General features: G+C 64.6%; 20 protein-coding genes. 13 read left to right on the forward strand and 7 right to left on the reverse strand.

Annotated features, from left to right (window positions below; all coding sequences use genetic code 11):
* Positions 1-215: 215 nt before the first annotated feature.
* The 4 genes from QXZ94_RS27695 to QXZ94_RS27710 all read right to left on the reverse strand — a co-directional run bounded on the left by QXZ94_RS27695 (position 216) and on the right by QXZ94_RS27710 (position 4,778).
* Entirely contained in the window at positions 216-2,768 is a 2,553-nt protein-coding gene (locus tag QXZ94_RS27695) for a hybrid sensor histidine kinase/response regulator (protein WP_315723730.1), read from the reverse strand.
* A gap of 6 nt (positions 2,769-2,774) precedes the next feature.
* Positions 2,775-3,188 (reverse strand): response regulator, encoded by a 414-nt coding sequence (locus QXZ94_RS27700; protein ID WP_172112834.1) that lies wholly within the window; start codon positions 3,186-3,188, stop codon positions 2,775-2,777.
* Between the two features lie 226 nt (positions 3,189-3,414).
* Positions 3,415-3,804: a response regulator gene (locus tag QXZ94_RS27705; RefSeq protein WP_006614400.1), complete on the reverse strand. Its 390-nt coding sequence runs from the start codon at positions 3,802-3,804 to the stop codon at positions 3,415-3,417.
* Positions 3,805-4,055: 251 nt separating this feature from the next.
* Positions 4,056-4,778, reverse strand: coding sequence for a Crp/Fnr family transcriptional regulator (locus QXZ94_RS27710; protein ID WP_315723744.1), 723 nt, complete (start codon positions 4,776-4,778; stop codon positions 4,056-4,058).
* A 686-nt stretch (positions 4,779-5,464) separates the two neighbouring features.
* Between QXZ94_RS27710 and QXZ94_RS27715 the strand changes: the two genes are divergently transcribed.
* The 10 genes from QXZ94_RS27715 (at position 5,465) to QXZ94_RS27760 (ending at position 15,629) form a co-directional block, all read left to right on the forward strand.
* Positions 5,465-6,235 (forward strand): histidine kinase dimerization/phospho-acceptor domain-containing protein, encoded by a 771-nt coding sequence (locus QXZ94_RS27715; RefSeq protein ID WP_315726562.1) that lies wholly within the window; start codon positions 5,465-5,467, stop codon positions 6,233-6,235.
* 260 nt (positions 6,236-6,495) lie between these two features.
* Entirely contained in the window at positions 6,496-8,043 is a 1,548-nt protein-coding gene (locus QXZ94_RS27720) for a flagellin (protein ID WP_315723745.1), read from the forward strand.
* Between the two features lie 211 nt (positions 8,044-8,254).
* Positions 8,255-8,650: a flagellar biosynthesis repressor FlbT gene (gene flbT / locus QXZ94_RS27725; protein ID WP_315723746.1), complete on the forward strand. Its 396-nt coding sequence runs from the start codon at positions 8,255-8,257 to the stop codon at positions 8,648-8,650.
* 246 nt (positions 8,651-8,896) lie between these two features.
* Positions 8,897-11,674 (forward strand): hybrid sensor histidine kinase/response regulator, encoded by a 2,778-nt coding sequence (locus tag QXZ94_RS27730; RefSeq protein WP_315723766.1) that lies wholly within the window; start codon positions 8,897-8,899, stop codon positions 11,672-11,674.
* Positions 11,675-11,699: 25 nt separating this feature from the next.
* Complete coding sequence (locus QXZ94_RS27735; protein ID WP_315723768.1) at positions 11,700-12,173, forward strand: chemotaxis protein CheW; 474 nt, start codon at positions 11,700-11,702, stop codon at positions 12,171-12,173.
* A 30-nt stretch (positions 12,174-12,203) separates the two neighbouring features.
* Positions 12,204-12,593, forward strand: coding sequence for a response regulator (locus QXZ94_RS27740; RefSeq protein ID WP_315723770.1), 390 nt, complete (start codon positions 12,204-12,206; stop codon positions 12,591-12,593).
* Between the two features lie 30 nt (positions 12,594-12,623).
* Positions 12,624-13,493, forward strand: a complete 870-nt coding sequence (locus QXZ94_RS27745; protein WP_315723772.1) for a protein-glutamate O-methyltransferase CheR — start codon at positions 12,624-12,626, stop codon at positions 13,491-13,493.
* Between the two features lie 34 nt (positions 13,494-13,527).
* Entirely contained in the window at positions 13,528-13,851 is a 324-nt protein-coding gene (locus QXZ94_RS27750; RefSeq protein WP_172115192.1) for a PilZ domain-containing protein, read from the forward strand.
* 190 nt (positions 13,852-14,041) lie between these two features.
* Complete coding sequence (locus QXZ94_RS27755; RefSeq protein WP_172115190.1) at positions 14,042-14,551, forward strand: response regulator; 510 nt, start codon at positions 14,042-14,044, stop codon at positions 14,549-14,551.
* A 442-nt stretch (positions 14,552-14,993) separates the two neighbouring features.
* The gene (locus QXZ94_RS27760) at positions 14,994-15,629 is read left to right on the forward strand and encodes a response regulator transcription factor (protein ID WP_006612093.1); all 636 of its coding nucleotides are present in this window, start codon (positions 14,994-14,996) and stop codon (positions 15,627-15,629) included.
* 57 nt (positions 15,630-15,686) lie between these two features.
* Here QXZ94_RS27760 and QXZ94_RS27765 read toward each other — a convergent pair whose 3' ends face one another.
* Positions 15,687-19,295, reverse strand: a complete 3,609-nt coding sequence (locus tag QXZ94_RS27765) for a PAS domain S-box protein (protein ID WP_315723777.1) — start codon at positions 19,293-19,295, stop codon at positions 15,687-15,689.
* Positions 19,276-19,710, reverse strand: a complete 435-nt coding sequence (locus tag QXZ94_RS27770; protein ID WP_315726564.1) for a response regulator — start codon at positions 19,708-19,710, stop codon at positions 19,276-19,278. Before QXZ94_RS27770 ends, QXZ94_RS27765 begins: the two co-directional genes overlap by 20 nt.
* Before the next feature lie 406 nt (positions 19,711-20,116).
* On the opposite strand from QXZ94_RS27770, the gene QXZ94_RS27775 reads away from it, so the two are divergent.
* Complete coding sequence (locus tag QXZ94_RS27775; protein WP_315723779.1) at positions 20,117-22,318, forward strand: methyl-accepting chemotaxis protein; 2,202 nt, start codon at positions 20,117-20,119, stop codon at positions 22,316-22,318.
* Positions 22,319-22,348: 30 nt separating this feature from the next.
* Here the strand turns inward: QXZ94_RS27775 and QXZ94_RS27780 are convergent, their stop codons facing one another.
* Positions 22,349-23,056 (reverse strand): GntR family transcriptional regulator, encoded by a 708-nt coding sequence (locus tag QXZ94_RS27780; protein WP_315723781.1) that lies wholly within the window; start codon positions 23,054-23,056, stop codon positions 22,349-22,351.
* Between the two features lie 127 nt (positions 23,057-23,183).
* Here QXZ94_RS27780 and QXZ94_RS27785 point away from each other — a divergent pair, with 127 nt between their 5' ends.
* Complete coding sequence (locus QXZ94_RS27785) at positions 23,184-24,215, forward strand: ABC transporter substrate-binding protein (RefSeq protein WP_315723783.1); 1,032 nt, start codon at positions 23,184-23,186, stop codon at positions 24,213-24,215.
* Entirely contained in the window at positions 24,215-24,979 is a 765-nt protein-coding gene (locus QXZ94_RS27790; protein WP_315723785.1) for an ABC transporter ATP-binding protein, read from the forward strand. The genes QXZ94_RS27785 and QXZ94_RS27790 overlap by 1 nt, the downstream gene beginning before the upstream one ends.
* Positions 24,980-24,988 lie beyond the last annotated feature (9 nt).

Raw genomic sequence — 24,988 nt, forward strand, 5'->3', positions numbered from 1 at the left:
ACACATCTCCTATGTGACCGCAGTCTCGCAGCTCATGATTAGTTGATTGTGAAAATCGTGAGCCGTAGAAGTACGGCGTCAACCCATTGGTAGGGAATATGAAGATCGCGTTCTGCGAATCTCGCCCATGAACGCCCTGTTCGTCATCTCGGCCCCGTCTCGGCGACGACGAACGCTCGATATGCGCGGGCGCGATGCCGTGGCTGAGCGTGCGTTCAGTACTGCAGCTCCTGGGCCTTCGCGGCGGAGTAGGCGGCGTCGATGTTGTCGAGCAGCTCGGAGTATTCCTTGGGAGAGAGGCGCGGTGCACTCTTCTCCAGCGCGAGCGCAAAGGTCGCCAGACGCCGGTAGCCGAAGGTCCCGGCGGCGCTCTTCAGCGAATGCGCCTCGCGGCCGATCTTGATGCGGTCGCCATCCAGCGACAGCTTGCGGAACAGCTTCAGCCGCGCGTCCGTCTCGCTGAAGAACACATCGCGGATCTCCTGCGCGGCATCGTCTCCGATCTCTCCGACCAGCTCCGCATAGGCCTCGCGATCGAGCGCAGGCTCGGGAGCAACCTCCGTGTCGGCAGAGAGGTCGGCCGGCCTGGCGTCCTGCTCGGCCGGCACCAGCGGAGCTGTGTCGGACGCCGCCATCTCCACGACCGGCGTGGGGGCCGGCAGCACGCGCAGGATGGCCTCCACGAGCGCCTTCTTGCGCGCCGGCTTGACGACGAAGTCGTTCATCCCGGCTTCGCGACAGGCGCGGATATCCTCCATGAATGCATTCGCGGTGAAGGCGATGATCGGCACGTTGGAGCGGCGCTCGCCCCGCGCACGAATGGTCCGGGTCGCCTGGAAGCCGTCCATCTCCGGCATGCGGACGTCCATCAGGATCAGGTCGTAGTTGAAGCGGCTGGCGGCGGTGACGGCCTCGGCGCCGTCGCAGGCCGTGTCGGTCTGGATGTCGAAATCCTTGAGCATCTTGGTGGCGACGAGCCGATTGGTCGGATTGTCGTCGACCACCAGCACGCGCAACGGCCTTCCGAACGCCGCGATGCGGTTCTGCAGCGAGGCGTAGATGCTGTCGTCGTTCTGCTCGGGCACCGCCACGGCCTCGGCGATCGGCAGCGTCAGGCGGAACGAGAAGGTGGAGCCGCTGCCCAGCGTCGAGGTCACCTTGATCTCGCCGCCCATCTGCTCGGTGAGGCGCTTGCAAATCGCGAGCCCCAGCCCGGAGCCGCCGAACCGCCGGCTGATCGAGTTGTCGGCCTGCACGAAGTTCGCAAATAGCGAGCCGATCTTGTCGGCCGGGATGCCGATGCCCGTGTCGGTCACGGTCCACTCGACCGTCGCCTTCTCGTCATCCTTTTCGATGCAGCGCGTGGTGATGGCGACTTCGCCCGACGATGTGAACTTGACCGCGTTGGACACGAGGTTGAGCAGAATTTGACGAATGCGGCCGGCATCGCCCACCAGCGCCGGCGGCACGGTGGGATCGCTGACGTTCCTGAGCTTCAGATCCTTGGCGGAGGCGCGCGGACCGATGATGCTCAGCGTGTTGTGGACCAGGGCTTCCGCGGAGAATGCGATGTCCTCGAGCGACAGCTGGCCGGACTCGAGCTTGGAGAAGTCGAGGATGTCGTTGAGGATCTCGAGAAGATTGTCGCCGGCATTGTGGATCGCGACCACCGAGCGGCGCTGCTCCGGGTCGAGGTTGGTTTCCAGCAGCGTGGTGGCGAGGCCGAGCACCGCATTCATCGGCGTGCGGATCTCGTGGCTCATCATGGCGACGAAGGTGGATTTCGCGGCATTGGCAGCCTCGGCCGCTTCGATCAGGTGCTCGTGGCGTTCCCACCAGCGCGAGATGAGGACCGCCGCGGCGAGCACGGCCATTGCGCTCACCAGCGACACGAGGACCAGCAGCGTGGCCATGGCGCGCCAGGCCTTCAGGACGTCGTGCTCGAACACCGACACCACGATCATCGCGGGATAGTTGGGCAGCATCCTCGCCGCCCGCAGGCGCATCTCGCCCGTCCTGGCGGAGGGCTCGCGCAGCACGCCGCCGGCCGACAGCGCGCGCTGCCCGAAGCCGGAGGTCGGCTTGCCGATCTCGCTCGTGGGCGGGAAATGGGCGAGCAGCGTGCCATCCTCGCGGACCAGCGACACGGCGGCTTCGAGACCGAGCGCGGTGGAGCCGAAGAAGTTCTCCAGGTAGGGCACGGACATGGCGCCGAGCATCATGCCCATGAACTCGCCCTTCGAATCGTCCAGACGTCGGGCGAAATAGATGTTCCAGGTGCCGTCGCCGCGATTTTGCACCGGCGTGCTGACGAAGGTCTGCAGCGCCGGATCGCCCTTCAGCGCCTTGAAGTAGTCGCGATCGGCGATGTTGACGTCGGGGATCGGCCAATAGCGGGAGAAGTTCAGGAGCTTGCCTTGTGCGTCGATCAAGGTGACCGCATCGATCTGCGGCAATCCGGCGATCTTCTCCTTGAGCAGGAGATGCGTCTGGTGATCGGAGGCGACCTTGCGGTACGCCGCGGCGTCGATGGCGCCGCCGCGTGCGAGATAGTCGCGCACGCTGGTGAGCACGAGGTCGACCGACTTCACCGAGCGGTCGGCATTCTCGGCGAGAGTAAGACTGTGTCGGCTGAGGTCTTCCTCGGCGTGCTGAAGCGCGTTCTCGCGCAGATTGGTCAGGAAGAACAGGTTGCTGCCGGCAATGACGCAGATGAGGATGAGCGCGATCGCGGCAGGCGCCCCCAGAAAACGTTTCTTGTTGCTCATTGTCAGCTACCAGCCCGCCGCTCTGACCAGCCTCTGGCGGTCGGTGTCGTGTGCGATCTGCTTCAGCGTCTGTCGGAGCAGCGTCAGATTGATCGGCTTGGAGAAGGGGGGATAGACGTTCAGTTCGAGAAAGTTCGCGATACGGACAGAGGCGTAGAGCGCGTCTTCCTCGGACGCGCTGATGATCAGCACCGGACCACGAAATTTCAGCTCCGCGAGGCGATCCAGAACCTCGGTGCCGGATCGCTCGCCAAGCGAGAGATCGAGCGTCACGCAGTCGAAATGTCTCTTCTGCAACACGGCGGACGCAGCGTCGACCGAGTTGACGCCGGTCGTGTTGAAGCCGGCCTGAGCCGCGATCTTCCGCAGAATGGACAGATGCACTTCGGCATCTTCGATCACGAGGAGTTCGTTGCGCATGAATTCCCTGTCCCGTTGCCGGCTTGGCGCGTTATCGGCAAGCACCGTTTTGTCTAACGGCCGGCTCTGACCCCCTCGTAAATTTTGGTTTCCGTACAACTACGGAGCAGGAGCGCACGAGCACGCGATAGGCGCAGGGGCCTCGGAGATCCCGAGGCCTGGTCGCTCAAACAAACGGCCGGACTCCCGGTCCGGCCGCTGGACATCGCATTCCGGAACGCTCGTGCTATTCGGCCGGCCCGAACACGGCTTCCATCTTGGTCTTGAGCGTCGCGGCGTTGAACGGCTTGACGATGTAGTTGCTCACGCCGGCCTTCTTGGCGGCAATGACGTTCTCGGTCTTGGATTCGGCCGTGATCATGATGAACGGCGTCTTCGACAGCTCCGGACTGGCGCGCACCTCGCGCAGCAGGTCGTAGCCGGTCATCGGTTCCATGTTCCAGTCGGAGATCACCAGGCCGTACTTCTTCGCCTGCATCTTGGCAAGCGCGGCCGATCCATCGCTGGCGTCGTCGACGTTCTCGAATCCGAGCTGCTTCAGCAGGTTGCGGATGATCCGAATCATAGTGGCGTAGTCATCGACCACCAGGATCGGCATCGACAGATCAAAGGCCATGTCATTACTCCGCGCGTTTGGTCAAAAGCCGAACACGGGCGAGATATATCAGCACGAACATTATTCGACGCTTCTTGGAACTCGCGCTCGTCAGCACGTCGACAATTATCAGCGCCCGTTGAACAGCGCGTTAATTCCGTCGGGGCGAACGGGGGCGATCATACCATGAGCCGTAGTTGTACGGATTCCTCCGCGAGGCGGTCCGGCCACAACCGGCAGGCGAGCGAGGCTGCCCGAAGAGGCAAGGCTGCTCAGGGCAGACAGCGCGGGCGGACCAGCTTCTCGTACTGGCCTTTGACGGCGCCGTAGCATTCGCAGGCCGTCTTCTTCAGGCCCTCCAGGTCGATGATCTCGATATGGCCGCGGCTATAGTGGATGAAGTCCGCCTGCTGCAGCGTGCTCGCCACCAGCGACACGCTGTTGCGTCGCGCGCCGATCATCTGGGCCAGCGATTCCTGGGTGATGTAGAGCTTGTTGCCGCCCGAAAGATCATGCGTCTGCAGCAGGCAGCGCGCCAGCCGCGACTCGACCGTGTGGGCGGCATTGCAACCGGCTGTCTGCTGGCTCTGCACGTAGATGGCAAGCGCATGCCGCAGCATCTGCGAGCGGAAGGTTGCGCTTTGCTCGGCCGCGGTCCGCACCCGATCGATGTCGACGACGGAGGCGATGCCGGGCACGAGAACGGCCGCAGTGTTGAGCACCACCGGATCACCTCCAGCTAGCAGCGACATGCTACCGAAGAAGCTGTCGCGTCCGATCATGGCGACCTGAACGCGCTCGCCGCGCGCGAGGTTGACGACGAGCGAGATGACGCCGCGATGGGGGAAGTAGATGCGCGAAAGCTTCTCGCCGACCTCGGCGAGCACCGAGTCCTGCACGAGATCGACGGTCCGCAGATAAGGGCGGATCAGCTCGAAATCGTCGTCAGCCAATGACGACAGGAAGCCGTTCGGAGAACGCAAGCTGGGGTCCAAAGCCATCTCCTGCATTGCAGTCACAGAGCCTCTCGGATCTCAATGCACTCATGGTTCCATAAAGCCGCGTCCAGGCCGCTGACAAGAAAAATTACCAGGTAAGATTCCCAGTAACAGTGGTTGGTTCCTGCTGTGCTCGTTGTTGTGCAGACACCTTGAGGATGCATCGACGTTCTTACCTCCGGACCCTCGCGTTGAGGTGATTTGATGGAGCGCAGCCTGTATACAAGCGGGAGCCAGGCTCGGCGCCCACGCCGCCGGCCCCCGGGGCCCGTGCTGCCAGGCGGCGATGACCGAAGAGGCTTGTCCCCGTCTGGATCTCGTCGCTCCGAGCGCGGGAGACGCTGCCGGCTCCAGCCCTGATTGACAGCCGACATCTTGAGGCCAAAATCGCTAACAAGCGCGCTGATTCGTTGACGGATCTTTTTCTGTCGGATGCAACTCTCGTCCTGAATGGCTGGCATCGGCCCGGCTCCCATGTCCCGTGATGACGATCGCTCGTCGTGACGGGAGCGAGGTTCTCAGGCTCATGAGGTTCTCAGGCTCATGGTGCGTCCAGCCGGAGCGCGATCGATGGTCAGCAACGACAGTGAAATCCCATGGCGAAGCCGCGCACGGCAGCGGAGCCGGCCCGTGTGCGTTCTGTCGGCAGCCCGCCATCTTCCCCAACAGGTAGCTTAGGACTCATGGCGCTTTCCCATCATCAAGTAGCCGGCCAGCCTTCGTCGAACACAAACGTGGAAGCCGCTGAGCCGGCGATGCACGACGTCAATCCGGGACTGGCGATCGTTGGTCAGGTCGCCGGCGGCCTTCTGCACGACTTCAACAACATTCTCACCGTGATCACGGGTACCATCGACATTCTCGCCGAGGCCGTCGAGGACAGGCCTGAGCTTGCAGCCGTTGCGCGCCTGATCGACGAGGCGGCGACGCGTGGCGCACGATTGACCTCGCAGCTTCTGTCGTTTGCAAGAGGGCGCCCGCCGCGTCCATGTATCGTCGAGCTGACCGAGCTGCTGACCGACGTCGGACGGCTGCTTCGGCCGACGCTCGGGACCGAGGTCGAAGTCACCACGTCCGTAGCCGCGGATGTCCCGGCCGTGTTCGTCGATCCCGGCCAGCTGATGGCCGCGTTGCTGTGTCTCGGAATCACGGCGCGCAACGGCATGGATGGCGGGGGCAAGATCGACATCGCGGCGATGAGGGCGGGCCCGCATGCATCGGACGGCGGCTCCGATCGCGACGCAGTGATCGTGCTGCGCGCGTCGGCCGTTGGCGAAGGCGCCACGCGGCCCGAGGCGATGTTCCACGACATCCGGATGGTCGAGGATTTCGTCAGGCGGTCCAACGGACGCCTGGAGCTCAAGGAGCCTCACGGCGAAGTCGCCAGCGTCGAGATCAGTCTTCCGCGCGCGGATCGAGAGCCATCCTCGTCGGCTCTCCTGTCCAGTTCATAGTTACCGTCGTCCTAACGACGGGGTGCGTCGCTGGCAAACGCCGCGAGCGAGCGCGCCAGTTTCGCGGGAATTTGCCGATTTCACCCGCAATTGACGGAATTGATTAGCAGCCAATTAGGATTAACCGCGGTCGCCAGGCGCGCTCGCCGCCGTTCCCGGCTCAATTTAACGAACGGGTAGGATTCCGGGGACCAGTCTGCCCCGTCGCCGACAGAACGGTTCGGCGAACACTACTCATGTTCATCCAGAAGGGAATGACAATGTCAGGTATCGTACTCTCTGCGTCGGTTCGCCAGAACCTGCTCTCGCTGCAGTCGACGGCTCAGCTCCTCGCCACCACGCAGAACAACCTCTCCACGGGCAAGAAGGTCAACTCGGCTCTCGACAATCCGACCAACTTCTTCACCGCCCAGGGTCTCGACAACCGCGCTTCCGACATCTCCAATCTGCTCGACGGCATCGGCAACGGCGTGCAGGTGCTGCAGGCCGCCAACACCGGCATCACCTCGCTGCAGAAGCTCGTCGACAGCGCCAAGTCGATCGCCAACCAGGTTCTGCAGAGCGCGGTGGGCTACTCCACCAAGTCGAGCGTGACCTCGACGGCTCTGACCGGCGCGACTGCCACCGACCTGCTTGGCTCCAGCTCGACGGCTGTGACCGGCTCGGTCGTGCAGAACGACAACACGACTCCGGCCGCCATCACCGGCTCGACCAAGCTGTCGGGCACGTCGGGCACCGCGTCGAACAACCTCGCCACCGGCATCACCTCCGGTGAGACGCTGGTCGTCAACGGCACCACCTTCACCTTCGTCACCGGCACGTCCTCGACGGGCACCAGCATCGGCATCGGCGACAGCGTCACCAACCTGCTGTCGGCGATCCAGTCCCAGACCGGCGTGACCTCGTCGATCACCGCAGGTGCGATCACCCTGACGCCGCCGGCGGCGGGATTGACGCTCTCGGGCAGCAGCGGCACCTTGGCCAAGCTCGGGCTGACTGCTGTCGGCGACGGCTTGGCAGGACAGACGCTGACGGTCGGCGCCACAGGAGGTGGCACGGCGACCAGCATCACGTTCGGCCTGGGGACAGGACAGGTCAAGTCGTTGAACGATCTCAACGCCGCCCTTGCAGCCAACAACCTGCAGGCGACGGTCGACTCGTCCACCGGCAAGATCACGCTCACCACCACGAACGACGCGGCCTCGGCCACGATCGGCACGATCGGTGGTACGTCGGCAGCCTCGAGCCAGGCCTTCAACGGTCTGACGGCGGCGGCTCCGGTGGCTGATACCACCGCGCAGACGCAGCGGGCGAGCCTGGTCTCCCAGTACAACAACGTGCTGGCGCAGATCAACACGACCGCGGCTGACGCTTCGTTCAACGGCATCAACCTGCTGAACGGCGACACGCTGAAGCTGACCTTCAACGAAACCGGCAAGTCGACGCTGTCGATCACCGGTGTCACGTTCAACTCGGCGGGCCTCGGCCTCTCGACGTTGACCTCGGGCACCGACTTCCTCGACAACAACTCGGCGAACAAGGTCATCGGCGTGCTCAACTCGGCGAGCTCCACGCTGCGCAACGAGGCCTCCACGCTGGGTTCGAACCTGTCGGTCGTGCAGGTCCGTCAGGACTTCAACAAGAACCTGATCAACGTGCTGCAGACCGGTTCGTCGAACCTGACGCTGGCCGACACCAACGAGGAAGCGGCCAACAGCCAGGCGCTGTCGACCCGCCAGTCGATCGCGGTGTCCGCCCTGTCGCTGGCCAACCAGTCGCAGGCGAGCGTGCTGCAGCTGCTGCGCTAAGGCGCGGACGGCACTCATCATCGGAGGCGGCGGGGCTGGTCCCCGCCGCTTTCGGCTAGACGATCCGGGATTCACGCCGGGCTCGATCGAAGTCGAAGGATGCTGCAGGCAAGCGCGGCGAGCGAGTGCAACGGCAGTCTCTTGTCGACGGGAGCGCAGCCTGCCGGCGATGCCGCTCCCGAAAGGAGACTCCCGAGAGGAGACTTGGGCCATGCCCTTGCGGGTCGAGCTGAAGCCTTTCGAACGAATCGTGATCGGCGACAGCGTGATCGTGAATTCGAACACGCGCGCGCGCTTCATTGTCGAAGGCGATGCGCCGATCCTTCGCGAACGTGACACCGTCACCGCGGAAACGGCCGATACACCGGCCAAGCGCCTCTATCTCTGCGTCCAGACGATGTATTTGAAGAACGACGCGATCCGCTATCGCGCGTCCTATCTCGCCTGCATGAACGAGTTGCGCAGAGCGCTTCCGGAAGCCGCCGGCCAGGCCGAGGCCGTGGACCGCCATGTCACCGAAGGCGCGCTTTACAAGGCCTTGAAAGAGATCAGGACGCTGATCGAGCGCGAGAGCTTTGCCGTCGTTCAGGCCGAAGCGGTGACCTGAGTCCGGCCGCAGCCGGAGCGAAGGCGCGAGGTCTTCGGCATCGGTCTCGTCCGTATTAGCACGGACATTAAAATTAACGGGACGGATAAAGGCCCCGCCTAACGATGGCAGCGAGGAAAGTCCGTTGAGCCGAGCGACGGGCGGTTTGATCCGCACGCCTTGGCGAAAGCACTGGACGGACCGTCGCTCTGACAGGATCAGCGATCGAGCCGCGATCGCAGCGCCAATTCTTGGAAGGCCAGTTTCATGGATGATCTGTTGCGTGAGTTCCTGACGGAGACCAGCGAGAGCCTGGATACCGTCGACAATCAGTTGGTGCGGTTCGAGCAGGAGCCGAACAACGCCAAGATCCTGGATAACATCTTCCGGCTGGTGCACACGATCAAGGGGACCTGTGGCTTCCTCGGCCTGCCGCGGCTTGAAGCGCTGGCGCACGCCGCCGAAACCCTGATGGGCAAATTCCGCGACGGCATGCCGGTGACCGGCGAGGCCGTCACGCTGATCCTGACTACGATCGACAGAATCAAGGACCTGCTCGGACAGCTCGAGGCCAACGAGGCAGAGCCCGAAGGCGAGGACCGCGACCTCATCAGCGAGCTCGAGGCGATGGTCGAGCGCGGCATGGCCGCGATGGCCGCCGGCGAAGCCGCGCCGCCGGTCGCGCCCGCGGCTCCGGCCGCGCCGCCGGCACCTGCGGTGACGCAGGGCTCGCTGATCGACCAGACCCTGGAGCGTCCGCTGCGTCCGGGCGAGGTCTCGCTCGACGAGCTGGAGCGCGCCTTCCGCGAGACCGCGATCGAGACGCCGCCGGCGCATGAGACCGCGCCCGCGCCGAAGGCGTCCGCCCCGCAGGCCGCTGCGCCCAAGCCTGAGCCGGCGAAGGCGGAAGCAAAGGTCGAAGCGCCGAAGAAGGTGGCGCGGGCCAAGGCCAATGCCGACGGCGAGGTGCACGAGAACGACAAGGTCGCCAACCAGTCGATCCGCGTCAACGTCGACACGCTCGAACATCTGATGACGATGGTCTCTGAGCTGGTGCTGACGCGCAACCAGCTGCTCGAGATCGCCCGCCGCAACGAGGACACCGAGTTCAAGGTGCCGTTGCAGCGCCTGTCGAACGTCACCGCCGAGCTGCAGGAAGGCGTCATGAAGACGCGCATGCAGCCGATCGGCAATGCCTGGCAGAAGCTGCCGCGCATCGTCCGCGACCTCGCGACCGAACTCGGCAAGCAGATCGAGCTCGAGATGCACGGTGCCGACACCGAGCTCGACCGCCAGGTGCTCGATCTGATCAAGGATCCGCTCACCCACATGGTGCGCAACTCGGCGGACCACGGTCTCGAAACCCCCGCTGAGCGCGCGGCGGCCAACAAGCCGGACCAGGGCACGATCCGCCTCTCCGCCTATCATGAAGGCGGCCACATCATCATCTGCATCGCCGACAACGGCCGCGGCCTCAACACCGAGCGCATCAAGGCCAAGGCCCTCGCGAACGGCCTCGTCACCGAGGCCGAGCTCGAGAAGATGACGGAAGCGCAGATCCACAAGTTCATCTTCGAGCCGGGCTTCTCGACCGCCGCTGCCATCACCTCGGTCTCCGGCCGCGGCGTCGGCATGGACGTGGTGCGCACCAACATCGACCAGATCGGCGGCACCATCGACATCAAGTCGGTCGCCGGAGAGGGGTCGTCCGTCACCATCAAGATCCCGCTGACGCTGGCGATCGTCTCGGCGCTGATCGTCGAGGCCGGCGGCGATCGCTTCGCGATTCCGCAACTGGCCGTGGTCGAGCTGGTGCGTGCACGCGCCAACTCCGAGCATCGCATCGAGCGCATCAAGGACACGGCGGTCTTGCGCCTGCGCAACAAACTGCTGCCGCTGATGCATCTGAAGAAGCTCTTGAAGATCGATGACGGCTCGTCGTCGGATCCGGAGAACGGCTTCATCGTGGTGACGCAGGTCGGCAACCAGACCTTCGGCATCGTGGTGGACTGCGTGTTCCACACCGAGGAAATCGTGGTCAAGCCGATGTCGACCAAGCTGCGGCACATCGACATGTTCTCGGGCAACACCATCCTGGGCGACGGCGCGGTCATCATGATCATCGATCCGAATGGCATTGCGAAGGCGCTCGGCGCTGCCGGCTCGGCCTCGCAGGCGGTCGCCGACGAGCATTCCTCGCATCACATCATCGGCGGCGAGCAGCTCACGTCGCTGCTGGTGTTCCGCGCCGGCACGGCGCAGCCCAAGGCAGTGCCGCTGGCGCTGGTCACGCGTCTCGAGGAGATCGCGGCCGACAAGATCGAGATCTCCAACGGCCGTTACATGGTGCAGTACCGCGATCAGCTGATGCCGCTGGTGCAGATGGAGGGCGTGTCGGTGCAGACCACGGGATCGCAGCCGATCCTGGTGTTCGCCGACGAGACCCGCGCGATGGGTCTCGTCGTCGACGAGATCATCGACATCGTCGAGGAGCGGCTCAACATCCAGGTCTCCGGCGCCAAGGACGGCATCCTCGGCTCGGCCGTGATCAAGGGCCAGGCGACCGAGGTCATCGACGTCGGCCACTTCCTGCCGATGGCCTTCGCCGACTGGTTCATCCGCAAGGAGATGGCCACTGAGGCGCAGACGCAGTCGGTTCTCCTGGTCGACGACTCGCCGTTCTTCCGCAACATGCTGGCGCCGGTGTTGAAGTCGGCCGGCTACAAGGTGCGCACGGCGGCCTCTGCGCTGGAGGGGCTCGCCACGCTGCGCTCCGGGCACACCTTCGACATCGTCGTCACCGACATCGAGATGCCGGAGATGAATGGCTTCGAGTTCGCCGAGGCAATCCGCTCCGATCAGAACCTGCACCAGCTGCCGGTCATCGCGGTGTCGTCGCTGGTCTCGCCGGCGGCGATCGAGCGCGGCCGCCAGGCCGGCCTATATGACTACATCGCCAAGTTCGACCGGCCCGGCCTGATCGCGGCGCTGAAAGAACAGATCGAGGAACGGGCGCGCGCCGAAGCCAATCGGCGGGCCGCGTGACAGGAACGGGCAGGAGTAGCGTGCGATGAGCACCAAGATCGAAACCACCGAGGGCGCCGCCTCCGAATTCGTCACTGCCGTGATCGGCGGCCAGCTGTTCGGCCTGCCGATCTCGCGGGTGCAGGACGTGTTCATGCCGGAGCGGGTGACGCGGGTGCCGCTGTCGTCGGCCGAAATTGCCGGCGTCTTGAACCTGCGCGGCCGCATCGTGACCGTGATCGACATGCGGGCGCGGCTCGGCCTCGCCCGGGCCGACGATGGCAAGCCGCCGATGGCGGTCGGCGTCGATCTGCGCGGCGAGTCCTATGGCCTGCTGATCGATCAGATCGGCGAAGTGCTGCGGCTGCCCGAGGCCAGCCGGGAGGAGAACCCGGTGAACCTCGATCCGCGGATGGCGAAATTCGCAGGCGGCGTGCACCGCCTCGATGGCCAGCTGATGGTCGTCCTCGATGTCGATCGCGTGCTCGAAATCCTGCCGAAGGCAGCAATTGCCGCTTAGCCCGTCAACCATCCCATAGGGGAGACAAACATGAAGAGCTGTCTGGTCGTGGACGATTCCAGCGTGGTGCGCAAGATCGCGCGCCGCATCCTGGAGGAGCTGGGTTTCTCCGTGGTCGAGGCGGAGGATGGTGAGCGGGCGCTCGAGCTCTGCACCAAGGCCCTGCCCGATGCCATCCTGCTCGACTGGAACATGCCGGTCATGGACGGCTACGACTTCCTCGGACGCCTGCGCCGGCTGCCCGGCGGCGAAGGTCCGAAGGTCGTGTTCTGCACCACCGAGAACGACATCGACCACATCTCGCGCGCGCTGAATGCCGGCGCCAACGAGTACATCATGAAGCCGTTCGACAAAGAAATTGTCGCCGCGAAGTTCCAGGAAGTCGGTCTCATCCAGGCCCTGTCAGCCGAATCCGCCTGATCCCCTTCGTCTGCCCAGAAGAGGCCGTCCGTGAACCAGCCAGATTATGAATTCCTGCGCAAGCTGCTTCGAGACAAATCAGGTCTCGACCTGTCTGCCGACAAGCAATATCTGATCGAGAGCCGCCTGCTTCCTCTCGCGCGCAAGGCCGGCCTCGCCAGCATCAGCGACCTCGTCCAGAAGCTGAAGGACGGATCGAGTACGCTCATCAGTCAGGTCGTCGAAGCGATGACGACCAACGAGACGTTCTTCTTCCGCGACAAGGTTCCGTTTGATCACTTCCGCGACGTGATCATGCCGGAGCTCCTGAAGGCGCGCGCCAATCGCAAATCGATACGGATCTGGTGCGCCGCGTGCTCGACCGGCCAGGAGCCCTATTCATTGGCGATGTCGCTCAAGGAGATGAGCGGTGCGCTCGCCGGATGGCGTGTCGAGATCGTCGCCACCGATCTGTCCCAGGAGGTGCTGGAGAAATCCAAGGCCGGCCTCTACAGCCAGTTCGAGGTGCAGCGCGGGCTGCCGATCCAGCTTCTGGTGAAATACTTCAAGCAGGCCGGCGAGCTCTGGCAGATCAACTCCGACGTTCGCGGCATGGTCCAGCATCGTCAGCTCAACCTGCTGCACGATTTCTCGCAGCTCGGGACGTTCGACGTCGTCTTTTGCCGCAACGTGCTGATCTATTTCGATCAGGATACGAAGATCAACATCTTCGGCCGCCTTGCCAAGCTGATGGAGCCGGATGGTTTCCTGGTCCTTGGTGCAGCGGAAACCGTGGTCGGTCTCACCGACGTGTTCAAGCCGCTCGCGGATCGTCGCGGCCTTTACCGTCCGAGCGGCGTGGCCTCCACGGCGAAGCCGCCGCTTCCGGGCACGCCCAGGGTCGCGGCCGCCAGCCACTGATTGAGCGGGCGCCGTACGAGAGCAGGACACAAAGATGTCTGAAGAGAACAAAGGCACCGAGCGCGTCACCTTCAGCCGGGGCTATGATGTCTGCATCATGGGCATCGACGGGACTTGGCGGCGGGATTGTCAGCTCAATGCCATCTCGGACAACGACGCGGTCCTGACCGTCGAGGGGTCCATCCAGGGATTGAACCTCAAGGAGTTCTTTCTGCTGCTGTCCTCGACGGGACTGGCCTATCGGCGCTGCGAACTCGTCCGGGTCAATGGTTCCGAGATGGACATCCAGTTCATCAAGGGAAAGAACAAGAAGAAGCGGGGAGGCGTGTCCTCCGGCCAGGAAGCGACCGTCAACTAGCTCTCGTGCCTGCAGCTCCCCGGTTCGACCGCCTGCTGTTTGTGAGCTCCCGAGCGTGGAGCCCGCGCAGGACTCGAACCTCCTGCGCAAATCCTAAGCGCGGGGGCCGTTTTTCTTGACGGCGCTTTACGTCGCTGCAGGATCGGGTGTGTACGACAATGAAGTCAGTCAACTTTCCCAGGAACGGCCAATGTCGGTCATGAGTTCTCAGCCTTCAGCCAGCCGGCCCGCGGCTGTTGACGATGGCGATCGGCGCGCGCTGCAGCTTCTCGTCGTCGATGACGATGCGTCCCAGAGGACGCTGATCTCGCTGGCGGCCAAGCAGGCCGGCCATGCGGTGACGGTTGTTGCGACCTGCAGCGATGCGATCCGCGAGGTGCGCAACAAGCGCTTCGATTGCGTGACCCTCGATCTCATGCTCGAGGATGGGGACGGCACCGAGGTTCTCAAGGCGATTGCCGACAGCCGTTTTGCCGGCTCGGTCATCGTCATCAGCGGCATGGATGCGGCGCGGCGGATCGCGGCGCGGCTCTATGCCCGCTCACTCGGAATCGATCTGCAGAGTCTGCCCAAGCCGGTCGACCTTGCCGCATTGCGAATCTATCTCGCCAATCTCGGCAAGACGGCGCTCGGCCTGCCGGTGGTGCACACCTGGGGCGGCGTCGCGGCCGACAGTGTTGCTGCGAAGCATCGGTCGTGAGAGAGCTGCATCGGCTCGACGCCTGATCGATGAATCTCGACGGTATGCAACGTTCCCGTCCCACCTCCGCCTGATCAAAACACGGGCAATGCTGGCCGGTGCCCAGCCAATTTGTGTCGAATGCCGTGCAGAAATCCCATCGATGAAACCGTGTCGGTCCCGCGCGAACCGAGCGCTGCCCGACGCGCATGCCGTATGAGTTTGACTTCGATCATGATCGTGTCGGGGCCGATGTGTTTTGCAAGGCAGCATGTGATCCGCAACGACCGTCTTGAGATCGTGTCCATATCGTGTTCTCGTGATGACGGTCACCGGTCCGCAGCTACTACTTGTGGGTTTGGACCATAAGCCGTACAAATACGGGTGCCCAAACCACCTGACGAGTATGGTATCATAAGACGCGCTTTCATTGTTTCTTCTCCCTTTGCAAGAGCAATCGCCCATGGCCGAACAAACAACTTCCCGCGGTGAGATTTTTGTCGTCGATGACGACCCAGCCGTGCGCGACACCCTTTCGATGGTTTTGTCGGCTGGCGGGTATGAGGTGATCTGCTTCGCGGATGGCGCCGCGCTTTTGGCGGTGGCGCGAAGCCGGACTCCGTCCTGCATTCTTCTCGACGTGCACATCCCCGGGAAATCGGGGCTCGACATTCTGAGGGAACTTCACGGCGAGGATTATCCGGCGCCGATCTTCATGATCTCGGGTCAGGGCGACATCCCGATGGCGGTGAACGCCATCAAGAACGGCGCGCTCGACTTCATCGAGAAACCGTTCCGCGGCAGTGAGATCGTGGCCCGTCTGAATGAGGCGATCGGCGCGTTCGCGCGCCGCCAGAAGGAGAACGCCTCGCCAAAGATCGGATCATTGCATTTCCCCGGCCGGGAGCCGCTGACGCGGCGCGAGCGTGAGGTCCTGGAGCAGTTCACGGCGGGCGCCTCGAACAAGGAGGCCGGGCGAACGCTCGGCATCAGCCCGCGGACGATCGAGGATCATCGCGCCAACATCATGAAGAAGCTAGGTGCCCGCAACGCCGCCGACCTGATCCGTATCGTGATGACGGCGTCGCGCGCCAATTGAGGCTGTTGGCAAGGCCTCCCGAAGGCGGCTCTGTCGATGGCTCGCCGCGTGGCAGCCTCAGGCGTCCTGGTCGGCGAGCGCCTTGCGCACCATCTTGGCGAGCTCGGATTTGCGGTACGGCTTCGGCAGCAGCAGGATCCCCTCATCGAGCCGGCCGTGATGCACGACTGCATTCTCGGTGTAGCCGGAGGTGAACAGCACGCGCTGGCCCGGACGAAGCCGCTGGATCTCGGACGCGAGCTGACGTCCGTTCATCGTCCCGGGCATGATGATGTCGGTGAACAGCAGATCGAAATGCTCGCCGGCAGTGACGATCCCGAGCGCTTCGGCGGCGTTGCCGGCTTCGAGGGTCGCGTAGCCCAGCGCATGGAGCTGGGCGAGCACGTAGCCGCGCACCAGCCGATCGTCCTCCACCACCAGGATCGTTTCGTGGCCGCCTTCCACGGCCGGTGCGGTTCCCGACGACGGAGCAGACGCGCCCTCGCTGCCCGGCGGCAGGTACATGCGGATCGTGGTCCCGTGACCTTCCTCGCTGTAGATCCTGATGTGACCGGCCGACTGCTTTACGAAGCCGTACACCATCGACAGTCCGAGCCCGGTGCCCTTGCCGGGGCCTTTCGAGGTGAAGAACGGATTGAAGACCTTGTCGATGATGCCAGCCGGAATGCCGCTGCCGCTGTCGCTGACCGCAATCATCGCATAGCGGCCGGGCCTGACGTCGTCGTAGAGGCTCGCGTAGTTCTCGTCGAGTTCGGCCCAGCCGGTTTCCAGGATCAGCTTGCCGCCATTGGGCATGGCGTCGCGGGCGTTGAGCGCAAGATTGATGATCGCCGTGGCGAGCTGGTTGGGATCGACATGCGCCGCGCAGGTTTCGTCCTGGAACACGGATTCGATCTCGACCTGCTCGCCGAGCGTCGGCCGCAGCAGCTTGGCGGTGTCGATCATCAGCGTGTTGACGTCGACCTCGCGCGGCTGCAGCGGCTGGCGGCGTGCGAAGGCCAGCAGGTGCTGGGTGAGATCCGCGCCGCGCGCCGCAGCCTCGTCGATCATCCTGGTGATCGCGGCCAGCTGCGGCTCCTTGGCGACGGCCGCCGCGAGGATCTCGATCGTGCCGGTGATCACGGTGAGAATGTTGTTGAAGTCATGCGCGATGCCGCCGGTGAGCTGGCCGATCGCCTCCATCTTCTCGGACTGGCGGATCCGCTCCTCGGTCGCGATCTTGTCGGTGAGGTCGCGGAAGAAGCCGTTGAGCACGAAGCCGTTGCGCGTCTTCAACGCAGTGACGCTCAGCTCGGCCTTGAACTCGCGGCCGTCGCGCCGCTTCACCATGACCTCGCGCCGCCGGCCGACGCCCAGCGCGGAGGCCTGCCCGGTCATCACGATGCGGCCGAGCGCCGTACGCAATTCCTCGCCCTCGCCTTGGACCGTGATCACGTCGAACACGTCCTTGCCGAGGATCTCGGCGCGCGACCAGCCGAAGATCTTCTCGGCTTGCGAGTTCCAGTTGAGGATGGCGCCCTTGTCGTCGATCTGGACGAAGGCGTCCAGCGCGGTCTCGACGATGTTGCGGGCGAGCTGCTCGCTTTCGCGCAGCGTCTCCTGCGCCAGCCGGCTCTCCGTCATGTCGCGCCCGATGAAGAAGTGGCGTTGCACCGGCTCCGACCAGTTCGAGGTCCACGACAACGTCACGACGCGGCCGTCCTTGTGGATGTAGCGCGCGTCGGAGGTGCGGCTGCGCAGGCCCTGGCGTGAGGCGCGAAGCTCTTCGCGAGACTTGGCCAGATCGTCCGGATGGATGAAGTCGGCGCCGCTGCGGCCGATCATCTCGTCGGGCGTATAGCCGAGCGCCGCCTCGACGCTGGGCGAGACCTGCACAAGGACGCCGCTGCGATCGGTGATCAGGATCAGATCCTGCGACGTCTCGAAAATGCGTCGGCGCTCTTCGGTCTGTTGTTGCAGCGCCTGCTCGGTCCTGCGGCTCGCGGTGATGTCGCGTGCGATCTTTGATGCGCCGATGATCTGCCCGGATGGAGACTTGATCGGAGAGACGCTGAGCGAGACCAGGATGTGCTCGCCGTCCTTGCGGATGCGAACCGTCTCGAAGGCCTGGATCCGTTCGCCGCGCGCAACGCGCAGCAGGATGTCCTGCGCTTCGGTCATCCGGTCCGGCGGGACGACGAAATCGGCCTGGCGGCCCACGGACTCTTCGGCAGAGTAGCCCAGCATGGCCTCTGCCGCCGGATTCCAGCCGGTGATGGTGCCGTCGAGCGCCAGTGTGACGATCGCATCGTTCGACGATTCGACCGCGGCGCTATAGAGACGCTCGCGCGCGGCGAAATGATCGCGGGCCGCTTCGGTCAGATAGTGCTCCTGGACCTCACGCTCCAGCTCGGCGGTCTTGCTCCGGACCTCGTCGAGCACGCGGGCGAAGGCGCGCGCCAGCACGCCGGTCTCGCCCACCGCCTCGAGCGGGATCTTCACCGTCTCGCCGCGTCCGACCCCCTCGACCGCCTGGGTCAGTTGGTTGATCGGCCGCGTCAGGGATCGCGCGACCACGAAGGCCAGCGCCGCCGCGCACAGCATCGCGATCAGGCCGACCTCGATGGCCGTCTTGCGGATGGCGAGCGCGGGCGCCATGAAGGCGGTGTTCGGGATCGTCTCGATCACCGCCACCCATTCCTGCCCGGCGAGCAGGGCCGGCGCGAAGGCAACGCCGCCGGGACGATCGGCATCGTCGTGCAGGATCCGGGCAAAGCCTTCCGTCGTGCCGGTCGCACCGGCGAGCGTCGGGAAGTCGTCCTGCCAGCGCGTCGAGCCGCCGCGTTTCGACGCGAACTCGCGGTCGGATTCGGGATGGAAGAGATAGTCGCCGCGGGCGTTCACGACATAGAGCTGAGCGCCCGGACGCGCGGCGTTGCGCAGATGCGCGAACACCGGGCGCATGTCGAGATCGACCATCAGGATGGCGAAGGGCTTGCCGTCCGGCGCGAACACCGGGGTGCCGACGCACAGCATCGGGACCCCGGTTCTGGGATCCGTGGTGTTGCCGTCGAGAACGACCGGGGAAATTCGAATGCCCCCTGGCGGCAGACTCAGCGTCTCCTTGATGTAGTTGCGCTCGCCGCGTGTGATCAGCTCGTTCTCGGGGACAATGCGAACGGTGCCGCCCGGTCCGAGCCGGTCGACGCGGATCAGTTCGCGATAATCGTTTTCGATCCCGACCAAGCGGATCATCGCATAGGTCTGCTTGGCCTGCAGCTCGGCGAAATAGCGCATCGCGACCCGCTCGCGCCACGACTGTGCCGGCAATCCCTCGCGCGGATCGGGAGCGCCGGTCTTCAGCGTGCGCACCAGTGTCGCGAGGTTGGGCGAGGCGCGATAGCCGTTGATGTCGTTGCGGGCGCCGCCGACATAGTTCTCGAGCTCGTTCGCCATCAGGCGGGAATGCGATTCGATACGGTCCAGCGCCCGCGGCAGCAGCGCCCGTTCGAGGCTGCGGTAGCCCAGCCAGCCGACGGCGAACACTGCAATGGCCACCAGCAGGATCATTGCGATCGCCAGCCGCGTCGTCAGGGTCATGCGGCCGAAGCCGCGGGCCTTGCTCGTGCCGCGGGTGTTGCTCAGCGCAGGCTCGCCGGCTCTGCTCTCAGGAGTTCGGAACAGCATCGTTGCCTGGCCGGGGTGGAGCAGATGGCTTCCCTGCCGGCGCCAGGCAATCGGAGACCATCGCCAGGAGGGTGGCCGGTTTGAACGGCTTGGGCAACGCGGAAACGGCTCCCAGCTTGGTGGCCATGGTAAGATAGTCAGGCTCCGAAACCGAGTTCGGAGCGTGCGAGCGGCCCGAGGTCATGATGATCGGAACGCCCGGCGTCTGCTTGAGGATCATCCGCATCGCCTCGAGCCCGTCCATGCCCGGCATGAAGATGTCCAGGATCACCAGATCGAACCGCTCGTTGCCGAACCGGGCGAGGGCCTTCTGGCCGTCGCTCGCGATCCCAACGGCATGGCCCGCGTGCTCGAGCACGCGCTGAATCGTCAGCTGCATGACCGGATCGTCGTCCACGACCAGTATCTTCGCCACGCTTTGCGCCTCCCGAACGGCCGGCAGCAAGACCACCAACGGTCAGTTGTAAAGGTTTTGCCCAATTTGCGGCGCGCCGCAAGCGCTTCGCGGCTCAAGTCACATGCGGGATCGGCGGATTTGAGCGGCACGTGCACGCAATGCAGGCGGCCCGTTGGCGGCCGGGGTTCACCGCGCGGTGCTGCTCGAACGAGGTCTCTGCCTCACAATGAGGCACTCGCGCCGTAGTTGTACGGCTGGAACGCTTCACATTCGCTTAATTCGACCAGGAGAAAAGTCATCGAGGCTCGCGCTCTGCTTGTATTGGGGGCGTAGGCTTGGCTGCACAACCTTTGGGCACATCGTATCGATCTTGCGATCATGGATGGTCGGTTGAAGCCGTGTTGGGAGTGTTTGGGGGATTGAAATGTTTGGCTTCGTTTCCAACGTCAAAATTCAGAGCCGGCTGCTTGCCGGCTTCGGTCTGATTTGCACATTGCTCGCCTGCGCCGTCGGCTATTCCGCCTATGCCGTTTCCGACGTCGCGCAGAAATTTCGCAAGATCGTCGAGCTGAGATCGCCGGTGGCGATCGGCAGCACCCAGCTGGTCGGCGACCTCCATGCCACGCTCGCGGCGCTGCGGGGCTATCTGCTCACGGGCGATGCCGAGATGAAGCAGCGGCGGGCGTCGATGTGGGTGGAGTTCGACAAGTCGATCCAGGATTTCGACCGCCTTGCGGACAAGCTCAGGGTCCCTGCCAACCGCGCCTTGTGGGCGGAAGCCAAGCCGCTGCTGGCTGAGTTCAGAGCGGCCCAGGACAAGGCCGAGGCGGTCGCCTTCACTCCCGATGCCTATCCGGCGACGAAGCTGCTCGGGACCGAGGCGTCGCCGCTGATCGCGACCATGTTCGCCGAAGTCACCAAGATGATCGACGAGGAGAGCTCCCTGGAGGCGACGCCAGAGCGGAAGCGTCTGCTCAAGACCATGGCCGACCTGCGCGGCAACCTCGCCGCGGCGGGCTCGCAGCTCAGGCTCTACGTCGCCTCGGGGGATGTCTCGGACCGCGACAAGTTCGCCGGTCCCTATAGCAACTACAAGAACGCGGTTGCGATCATCACGTCCCAGGCGGGCCTGCTGACACCGTCGCAGAAGGCCGCGTTCGACAAGGTGACCAAGGCGAGCGAAGCGTTTGCGGCACTTCCCGACAAGATATTCGCGCTGCGCCAGTCGCCGCAATGGAATGCCTCCGTGTTTCTGCTGGCGACCGAAGCGGCGCCGCGTGCGAACAAGCTGCTGGAGATTCTGGACGGCAAGCCGCGGCCGGACGGAACCTTCGGCGACGGCATGAAAACCAATCAGCAGGACGTGTTGGTCAAGGAGTCCGCCGACGTGGCGGCGTTGATCGAGCGCCTTCTGGCGGCGGAATGGACGCTGCTCGCGATCGGGCTGGTGCTCGGCGTCCTCGTCGCCGTCCTGGTGGCGCGCTCGATCACGAAGCCGATCCGGGAATTGGTTGCCGACTCGGCTCGCCTGTCGGAAGGGGATACGACGGTGGCGTTCGACACGGCCGAGCGTGCCGACGAGATCGGCGATGTGTCGAAGGCGGTGGCGAAGTTCCGCGACAACGTGATCGCGCAGCAGCAGGCCTCGTCCAACTACGTCCGCGAGGCCGAGGCGCGCGACGCCATGAACCGCAACATGGAAGCCGCGGTCGAAGCATTCCGCGTCAAGTCGACGGAGCTATTGTCTGAGGTCGATGACAACGTCAGCGTGATGAAGAACACTGCGGAGTCGCTGACGGGGATTGCGGGCCATGCCACCGAGCAGGCTGCTTCTGCGGCCGGCGCTTCCGAGAAGACAGCCGTCAACGTGCAGACGGTCGCAGCCGCCGCGGAGCAGCTGACGAGCTCCATCGTCGAGATCGGCCGTCAGATCGAGCTGTCCAACTCCACGGTGCGCAACGCCAATGCAACGACGGCCCGGTCGGAGGCCGAGATCGAGGGGCTGGCGCAGGCGGCGCAGAGCATCTCGACGGTCGTCGATCTGATCCAGGCGATCGCGGCCCAGACCAATCTTCTTGCGCTCAACGCGACCATCGAAGCCGCCCGCGCCGGCGAGGCCGGGCGCGGCTTTGCCGTCGTCGCACAGGAGGTGAAGTCGCTGGCCGAGCAGACCGCCAAGGCGACGCAGGAGATCGGCCAGCACGTGCAGGGCATCCAGAACTCGACCAGCAACGCCGTCGCCTCGGTGAAGGAAGTCTCGACCGCGATGCGTCAGATGGCGGATGTCACGACCGCCATCGCCAGCGCCGTCGAGCAGCAGGGCGCGGCGACCCGCGAGATCTCGCACAATGTCCAGATGGCGGCCTCCGGCAGCAAGACGCTTGCAGCGAACATCTCGACCGTCAGCGGTGCGATCGAGGAGACCAGCGAGTCCGCCGCAAGCGTCCGCAATGCGTCGACCAACGTCTCGCGCGTGGCCGAGAGTCTGTCCGCCGAGGTGCAGGAGTTCTTCAAGCGGCTGCGCAGCGGTGCGCTCGATCGCCGTGTCGCTGATGATCCGAACTATCGCGGGCCGGAGCGACGCGCCAATCATGTCGCGGGGCAGCAGCGCCGGCGGGCGGGGTGACGTCGCGGCGCCCTCGCCCGACGATCCCAGCTAACCGCTGAGATAATCCGGCCAGAGAGCGCGGATCGTGGCGAGATCGCTGAGCGTGCCCGTGAGGTGTTCGCGCAGGTGGGCCTGCGCTTCGTCCGGCTGGCCGGCTGCGATCGCGTCGACGATCTGCTTGTGATGGCGCAGGATGGTCTGCGCCTTGCCGGGCGAGGGCAGATGCAGCCGCCGCAGGCGGTCGATGTGGCCGCTGCGGCTGCGCACCAGGGTCCATAGCTCGTGCTTGTCGGCGGCGGTATAGAGCCGCTCGTGAAAGGCGTTGTCGGCGATCGTAAACGACGCGAAGTCGCCGTCCTTGGCGAACCGTCGCTGCTGAGCGATCAGCCCGAGCAATTCGTCGACGGGCGCAACGGCAGGCGTCAGCGCCAGCAGCCGGACGATCTCGAGCTCGAGCGCCTGGCGCAGAAACTGCGCCAGTTGGGCGCGGGCCACGTCGATGCGGCTGACCAGCGTCGCATGCTGCGGGAAAATCTCGACCAGCCCTTCCTCCGCCAGCCGCATCAGCGCGTCCCTTATCGGGGTCGAGCTCAGTCCGAACTCCGCCTGCAGCGCGACGCGCGACAACGGCGCGCCCGGGGGCAGCGCCAGGGCGAGGATCTGGTCCCGCAGCCGCTCGAACACCTGCGGCGCTGCGCGCCGGCTCGGATCGAGCCGTTCGGGAAGAGCTGCGTGAGGCGTCGCGGGCTGGGCCATGAGGATCGAACGTCCGGCTCGAATGTCGCAGGGCGCAAAACGGCGCTTGTCAGAGATGCACTAATGCATTAGTGCATCTCCCGGCCGGCCGTCAAGAAGGAGCCGGGCACGCGAGGAGGGATGTCCCATGTTCGATAGATTCGGGCGCTCGGCCCTACGAGCCGCAGGCTTGCTGGCCGCCATGCTGGTGACGGCGTCCTGGAGCGCCGTGGCGCAGGCGCAGCAGAAGACCGAAGTCTCGCTGTCGCGGCAGCCCGGCATCTTCTATATGCCGAGCCACATCATCGAGAAGAACAAGCTGATCGAGAAGCACGCCGCCGCCCTCGGCCTGCCCGGCGTCACGACCAAGTGGCTGACCTTCTCCGGCGGCGGGGCTCAGACGGATGCGCTGCTGTCGGGCAGTGTCGACATCCTCAACACCGGCACCGGCAATCTGCTCTTGCTGTGGGACCGTACCCGCGGCGGCGTGAAGGGCATCGTCGCGACCTCGGCGCAGCCGATGACCTTGATCAGCCGTGATCCCAACATCAAGTCGATCAAGGATTTCGGCCCCAGCGACAAGATCGCGGTGCCGACCGTGAAGGTCTCCACCCAGGCCATTGTGCTGCAGATCGCCGCAGCCGAGGCGTTCGGCGCCGATCAGTGGAACAAGCTCGACGCCAACACCGTGCAGCTCGGCCATCCCGACGCCTACACGGCGCTCAGCAATCCGCAGCACGAGGTCCATAACCATTTCTCGATCCCGCCCTATACGTTCCTCGAACTGAAGAACGTCCCCGGCGCGCATGTCGTGATGAATTCGCCCGACGTCATGGGCGGCCCACTGAGCCAGGCGCAGTTCTTCACCACCACCAAGTTCGCCGACGCCAATCCGAAGATCATCCAGGCCGTGCGAGACGCCACCAAGGAAGCGCAGGATCTGATCCGTAGCGACACCAAGACGGCGGTCGAGATCTACAAGGAGATTACCGGCGACAAGACCTCGGTCGAGGACCTGCTGGCCTGGCTCAAGGAGCCCGGCATGATGGAGTGGAATCTGGAGCCGCAGGGCACGATGAAGTTCGCCGCCCACCTCGCCAAGATCGGTACCATCAAGACCCAGCCGAAGGCGTGGACCGACTATTACCTGCCCGTCGCGCACGACCTGAAGGGCAACTGATGTCCGCGCTTCTCGATGTCGACGGCGTCACGCTACGCTACAAGACCTCCAGCGCCGTGATCACGGCGACGGAGCGGGTCGGCTTCTCGGTCGACCGCTCCGACCGCTTCGTGCTGCTCGGTCCTTCGGGCTGCGGCAAGTCGACTCTGCTCAAGGCCGTCGGAGGCTACATCAAGCCGAGCGAAGGCCGCATGCGCATCAACGGCCGCGAGATTACAGGGCCCGGCGCCGACCGCATGATGATCTTCCAGGAGTTCGATCAACTGCTGCCGTGGAAGACGGTGCTCGCGAACGTGATGTTCCCGCTGCTGACGGCGCGGCGCATGCCGCGCAAGGAGGCCGAGAGCCGTGCCCGCGCCTACATCGAGAAGGTCGGCCTGACGCGCGTCGTCGATGCCTATCCGCACACGCTGTCCGGCGGCATGAAGCAGCGCGTCGCGATCGCACGCGGCATGGCGATGGAGCCGGACATCTTGCTGATGGACGAGCCATTCGCGGCGCTCGACGCGCTGACGCGGCGGACCTGCCAGGACGAACTGCTCCAGCTCTGGAATGAAACGAAGTTCACCGTAATGTTCGTGACGCATTCGATCGCGGAAGCGATCAAGATCGGCAATCGCATCCTGCTGCTGTCGCCGCATCCTGGCCGGGTCAAGGCCGAGGTGATCGACGTCGACAAGATCTCGGCCGACGACGGCAGCGCTGCGCGACTGGAAAAGCAGATTCATGATCTCCTGTTCTCCGAACCCGCCGCGGCGCATTGAGGGCATCTC

Source organism: Bradyrhizobium sp. SZCCHNS2022 (assembly GCF_032377575.1).
GTDB lineage: Bacteria > Pseudomonadota > Alphaproteobacteria > Rhizobiales > Xanthobacteraceae > Bradyrhizobium > Bradyrhizobium aeschynomenes.